The sequence below is a fragment of the Bacteroides sp. 224 genome (assembly GCF_010500995.1).
In the GTDB taxonomy this organism is placed as follows: Bacteria; Bacteroidota; Bacteroidia; order Bacteroidales; family Bacteroidaceae; genus Bacteroides.
The window spans coordinates 1-322 of record NZ_QVMK01000109.1 but is presented as its reverse complement, the minus strand read 5'-3'; the positions used below and the strand labels follow the sequence as shown (position 1 = coordinate 322).

Sequence of the window (322 nt, the reverse complement as noted above, 5' to 3'; positions counted from 1 at the left end):
TGTTTAATCAACTTTTAGATGAAGGGTTTGAGCGATTGGTGCCGAAAGGTAAAGAAGAACAGTACCGGAAACAAATGGAATATGAAAAATATATCATTGCGCATTCTGTTGCTTTGTGCTGATTTAGCCAAAGCGTTTATCTCATTCTGCAACGCAATCTGCTTTAGCCACCCCTCAAGCCATTCCTGCATTATATTTCCAACAACATCGCGTTGTTTTACAACGATGCTGACATCTCCAAGATGCGTTCGGCATGTATTTTAGGTTCCCAGCCGGAACGCTTTTTATCTTCGTAATTAATATCAGACCATGATCCGTTGGG

1 protein-coding gene is annotated in these 322 nt (G+C 41.0%); it reads right to left on the bottom strand.

What is annotated here, in order from left to right; translation table 11 throughout:
• Positions 1-14: 14 nt before the first annotated feature.
• Positions 15-194 carry a hypothetical protein gene (locus D0T60_RS19120; RefSeq protein WP_370524934.1) on the bottom strand — a complete coding sequence of 60 codons (180 nt, stop codon included), beginning with the start codon at positions 192-194 and terminating at the stop codon, positions 15-17.
• Between the last annotated feature and the right edge of the window lie 128 nt (positions 195-322).